The sequence below is a fragment of the Dactylosporangium cerinum genome (genome assembly GCF_042653625.1).
Taxonomy (GTDB): Bacteria; Actinomycetota; Actinomycetes; order Mycobacteriales; family Micromonosporaceae; genus Dactylosporangium; species Dactylosporangium cerinum.
In genome coordinates, this window is sequence record NZ_JBHSIU010000006.1 from 1 (window position 1) to 5,719 (window position 5,719).

Here is a 5,719-nt window from a genome sequence, read left to right on the forward strand (position 1 = left end):
CGTTTCATTCGGTGTTGATGGAGCCGATGCTGGCTGAGTTCGAGCGGGTGGTGCGGGGGTTGTCGTTCAATGCGCCGGCGGTGCCGGTGGTGTCGAATGTGACCGGGTTGCTGGCTGGGGATGAGGTGTGTACGGCGGAGTATTGGGTGCGGCATGTGCGTGCGGCGGTGCGGTTCGGTGATGGGGTCCGCTGCTTGCATGAGCAGGGTGTGCGGGTGTTCGTGGAGTTGGGTCCGGGTGCGGCGTTGACCGCGATGGTCCAGGACAACCTGCCCGAGACAGCGGCAGAGCGGTCGGTGTTCGTGGCCGGGCTGCGTCGTGAAGGTGCCGAGGTTGAGTCGTTGCTGCTGGCGCTGGCTCAGGCGTTCACTGCTGGAGTGGCTGTCCAATGGTCGGCAATGTTTGCCGGGGTCCGGACCAGCCGGGTCGACCTGCCCACATACGCCTTCCAGCGGGAGCGGTTCTGGTTGCAGCCGGCGTCGTCTGTCGGCGATGTTACGGCGGCGGGTCTTGGGGCGGCTGGGCATCCGTTGTTGGGTGCGGTGACGGCGTTGGCTGAGGGTGAGGGGGTGTTGTGGACCGGCAGGCTGTCGGTGCGTACGCATCCGTGGCTGGCTGATCATGTGATGGCTGGTGCGGTGTTGTTCCCTGGGACCGGGTTTGTGGAACTGGCGGCATGTGCCGGGCAGCGCGTCGATTGTGGCGTGTTGGAGGAGTTGACGCTGACCGCACCACTGGTGCTCTCCGGTGACAGCGCGGTCCAGGTGCAGGTGTGGGTCGGCGGACCGCAGGAGGAGTCAGGTCGCCGACCGGTCAACATCTACTCCCGCCCCGACAACGGCGAAGACACCGGCGATGTCTGGGTCCGCCACGCCACTGGGGTGTTGTCTGCGGCGATGTCAGCGCCCTCGTTTGACCTGACCGTCTGGCCTCCACAAGGCGCGGTAGCGGTGGACATCGACGGCTTGTATGAGGGGTTGGCTGAGACCGGGTTCGGCTACGGGCCGGTGTTCCAGGGTTTGCAGGCCGTGTGGCGTCGTGACGGCGAGGTGTTCGCCGAGGTTGTCCTGCCGGAGCCGGCGGCGCAGGAGGCCGGCCTGTTCGGGATGCATCCGGCCCTGCTGGACGCGGCCCTGCATCCGGCACTACTCGGCGCTGGCCTGCTCAAGAGTCTGCTCGAGGTTGAGCAGTCTGATGGCTTCGGTGGCGACGATGGTTTGCGGTTGCCGTTTGCGTGGTCGGGGGTGTCGTTGTTCGCTGCCGGGGCCGGGATGCTGCGGGTGCGGTTGACACTGGCAGGTGATGACGGGCTCGCTCTGGAGGTGGCTGACGGGGCCGGTATGCCGGTGGCGATGGTGGAATCGCTGGTGCTCCGTCCGGTCACCGCCGAGCAGTTGCCTGCTGCCGCCGGTGTATTTGGTGACCGTTTGTTCGAGGTCGACTGGGTGGTCCCGGCCGGGGCTGCGGCAGTGTCGGCTGAGGCGCGGTGGGCGGTGCTCGGTCCGGACGGGTCGGGGTTGGTCGGGTCGGGGGTGCAGCAGTATCCAGACTTGGCGGCGTTGCGGCAGGCGGTCGTTGATGGCGCTCCGGTGCCGGATCTGGTGTTGGCCGCTGACATCCCGGTGTCTGCTGATGGTGAGGTCGGTGTGCGGGTGCGGGCGGTGACGGGTTGGGTGTTGGAGTTGGTGCAGTCGTGGCTGGCTGATGACCGGTGGGGTGCGGCCCGGTTGGTGGTCCTGACCCGGGACGCGGTCGCCGTGAGGGCTGGTGATGGTGTTGATGTGGTGCTGGCGTCGGTGTGGGGTTTGGTGCGTGCGGCGCAGTCGGAGCATCCTGACCGGATCGTGTTGGTGGATGTGGATGGCCGTCCGGCGTCGTGGCGGGTGTTGCCGGCGCTGTTGGGTGGGGATGAGCCGCAGTTGGCGATCCGTGACGGTGGTGCCGTCGTTCCCCGGCTGGTGCGGACCGGACTGGTACCCCGGCCTGACACGGATGTCAGCGCTGGTTTCGGTTCCGGGATGGTGTTGGTGACCGGCGGGACCGGCGGTGTGGGGGCGTTGGTGGCCCGGCATCTGGTGCTCCGACATGGGGTGCGGCATCTGGTGCTGACCAGCCGCCGTGGTCTTGATGCTCCGGGTGCGGTGCAGCTGCAGGAGGAGCTGTCCGGGTTGGGCGCGCAGGTGCGGGTGGTGGCGTGTGACGTCGCCGATCGGGATGCCGTCGCGGCGTTGCTGGCTGGCGTGGCGGGGGATCGGCCGTTGACGGCGGTGGTGCACGCGGCTGGGGTGCTGGACGACGGGGTGGTGTCGGCGCTGACGCCGCAGCGGGTCGATGCGGTACTGCGGCCGAAGGCTGACGGGGCGTGGCACCTGCACGAGCTGACCCGGGACATGGATCTGTCGGCGTTTGTGTTGTTCTCTTCGGTGGCGGGGACGCTGGGGTCTGCTGGTCAGGGGAACTATGCCGCGGCGAATGCGTTCCTGGACGGGTTGGCGCAGGCTCGTCGGGCGGCGGGGTTGCCTGGGGTGTCGCTGGCGTGGGGGTCGTGGGGCGACTCTGATCCGGGCCGGACGTTGAGTGCACAACAGGGCCTGGAACTGTTCGACACCGCGGTGCTGGCCGGGCTGTCCGCACCGGCGCACCTGGTACCGGCACTGCTGGATACCAAAACTCTGCGCGGGGCGGGCCCGGTCCCGGCACTGCTGCGCGCGCTGGTACGGCGGCCGGTTCGCCGGATGCAGGCCACCGCGTCTGCGGGCGAGTCGATGCTGGCCCGGCGCCTGACCGGGATACCCGCGACGGAACGGCAGGCGGTGGTCCTAGACGTGGTCCGCGGTGAGATCGCCATGGTGCTGGGCCATGCCACCGCGGCGGCGGTGGACCCGGACCGGGCGTTCACCGAGGCCGGGTTCGATTCATTGACTGCGGTGGAGCTTCGTAACCGGTTGGGGGCTGTGACCGGGTTGCGGTTGCCGGCCACGTTGGTGTTTGACCATCCGAACCCTGCTGCGTTGGCGGCGTTCCTGACCGGGCAGGTCGCGGGGACCGCCGGGGCGGCGAGTGTGGCGGTGGCGCCGGTGTCGGTGTCGGTGGACGAGCCGATCGCGATCGTGAGCATGGCCTGTCGACTGCCGGGGGGCGTGCGTTCCCCGGAGGAACTGTGGGATCTGGTCGCGTCCGGCGGTGACGGGATCTCGGAGTGGCCGACTGACCGGGGCTGGGATGTGGAAGGCCTGTTCGACCCAGATCCGGATCGGCCGGGGACCAGCTACGTGCGGGACGGCGGGTTCCTGTACGACGCCGCGGATTTTGATGCGGGGTTCTTCCGGATCAGTCCGCGTGAGGCGTTGGCCATGGATCCGCAGCAGCGGCTGTTGCTCGAGGCCGCGTGGGAGACGTTCGAACGAGCAGGTATCGATCCCGGGTCGGTCAAGGGCACGGACACCGGCGTATTCGTGGGCCACATCAGCCAGGGATATACCGAGCTGCTGCTGAACCTTGGACAGAGTCTTGAGGGTCTCCGGCTCACCGGTAGCACCGCGAGCGTGGCATCGGGTCGTTTGGCGTACACCTTCGGGTTGGAAGGGCCGGCGGTCACGGTGGACACGGCGTGTTCGTCGTCGTTGGTGGCGTTGCATCTGGCGTGTCAGTCGCTGCGGCAGGGCGAAAGCTCGCTCGCGTTGGCCGGCGGTGTGACCGTGCTGGCGTCGCCGGTGGTGTTTGTGGAGTTCAGTCGGCAGCGGGGGTTGGCTGCGGATGGGCGCTGCAAGTCTTTCGCTGGGGCCGCGGATGGTACGGGGTGGAGCGAGGGTGTCGGGTTGCTGCTGTTGGAACGTCTCTCCGACGCCCGACGCAACGGCCACCAGGTGCTCGCAGTCATCCGGGGCAGTGCCGTGAATCAGGACGGTGCGAGCAACGGGTTGACCGCGCCGAACGGTCCGTCGCAGCAGCGGGTGATCCGGCAGGCGTTGGCGAACGCGCGCCTCTCACCCACTGACGTGGACGCGGTCGAAGCCCATGGCACCGGGACGATGTTGGGTGACCCGATCGAGGCGCAGGCGCTGCTGGAGGTGTACGGGCAGGAGCGCGACGATCGGGAGCCGTTGTATCTGGGGTCGTTGAAGTCGAACATCGGTCATACCCAGGCCACGGCCGGGGTGGCTGGCGTGATCAAGATGGTCATGGCGATGCAGGCCGGCGTCCTGCCGCAGACGTTGCATGTCGACGAGCCCACCCCGCACGTGGACTGGTCCTCCGGTGCGGTAGAGCTGTTGACCGAGGCCCGGTCGTGGCCGGAATCAGGGCGGCCGCGTCGGGCTGGGGTGTCCTCGTTCGGGGTCAGCGGGACCAACGCCCACATGATCCTGGAACAGGCTCCCAACAAGGCGGATCAAGAACCCGATTTGGTTTCGGGCGAATCGTTGCCGGTGTTGGCCGGGTCGTTGCCGGTGGTGCCGTGGGTGTTGTCGGGTCGTAGCGCTGCGGCGTTGGCTGGTCAGGCCGAGCGGTTGCGGGCTCTGATCGGCGGGGCCGGGTCCGGTTTCGGGTTGAGTGATGTGGGGTTCTCGCTGGCGGGTTCGCGGGCGGTGTTTGAGCATCGGGCGGTGGTGGTGGCTGGGGATCGGGAGGGGTTCCTGGACGGGTTGGGTGCTCTGGCGCGGGGTGAGGCCGGGCCCAACACGGTCGGTGGTGTTGTTTCGGGTCCTGCGAAGTGCGTGTTTGTGTTTCCTGGTCAGGGTTCCCAGTGGGCTGGGATGGGTGTGGAGTTGTTGGATTCCTCTCCGGTGTTCGCGGCGTGGATGGCGGAGTGTGAGAAGGCATTGGCGCCGTTTGTGGACTGGTCGCTGTCTGAGGTGCTGCGGGGAGCGCCCGGGGCGCCGGGGCTGGATCGGGTGGATGTGGTGCAGCCGGCGTTGTTCGCGGTGATGGTGTCGTTGGCGCAGGTGTGGCGTGCGGCTGGGGTGGTGCCCGCGGCGGTGGTGGGGCACTCGCAGGGGGAGATCGCGGCGGCGTTTGTCGCGGGTGGGTTGTCGTTGGCGGACGCGGCGAAGGTGGTGGCGTTGCGGAGCCGGGCCCTGGCTGGGTTGGCTGGGGGTGGTGGCATGGTGGCGGTCGGGTTGTCGAAGGAGCAGGTGCTGGCGCGGTTGGAGCGGTGGGCCGGGGCTTTGTCGCTGGCGGCGGTGAACGGTCCGGCGTCGGTGGTGGTTTCCGGTCGGCCGGAGGAGCTGGAGGAGTTCGTGGCGGTCTGCCAGGCCGACGGGGTCAGGACCCGCAGTATCCCGGTGGATTACGCCTCGCATTCCCCGCAGATCGAGTCAATCCAGGAACTGTTGCTGGAGATGCTGGCTGATGTGGCGCCGGTTTCGGGCGGTGTGCCGTTCTACTCCACGGTGACCGGAGGTGTGTTGGACACCGCGGGGTTGGATGCGGGGTACTGGTATCGGAATTTGCGGCAGACGGTGGAGTTCGGGGACACGGTGGGGGTGTTGTTGGCGGAGGGGTGTCGGGTGTTCCTGGAGGTGAGTCCGCATCAGGTGCTGACCGGTGGGATTCAGGAGAGTTTCGACGCGGTGTTGGCTGTGCCCGCTGAGGGGACGGTGTTGGGTTCGCTGCGCCGGGATGAGTCGGATGTGCAGCGGCTGCTGCTGTCGATGGCGCAGGCGTTCACCGCCGGCGTGGCGGTGCAGTGGCCGGCGGTGTTCAGCGCGGTTCCCGCTGT

At 68.2% G+C, this 5,719-nt stretch carries 1 protein-coding gene; it reads left to right on the forward strand.

The window, feature by feature from the left end; genetic code table 11:
• Nucleotides 1–26 precede the first annotated feature (26 nt).
• Nucleotides 27–5,719, forward strand: a 5,693-nt coding sequence (locus tag ACFPIJ_RS04480; RefSeq protein WP_380113312.1) for a type I polyketide synthase, incomplete at its 3' end; no start/stop codon positions are given.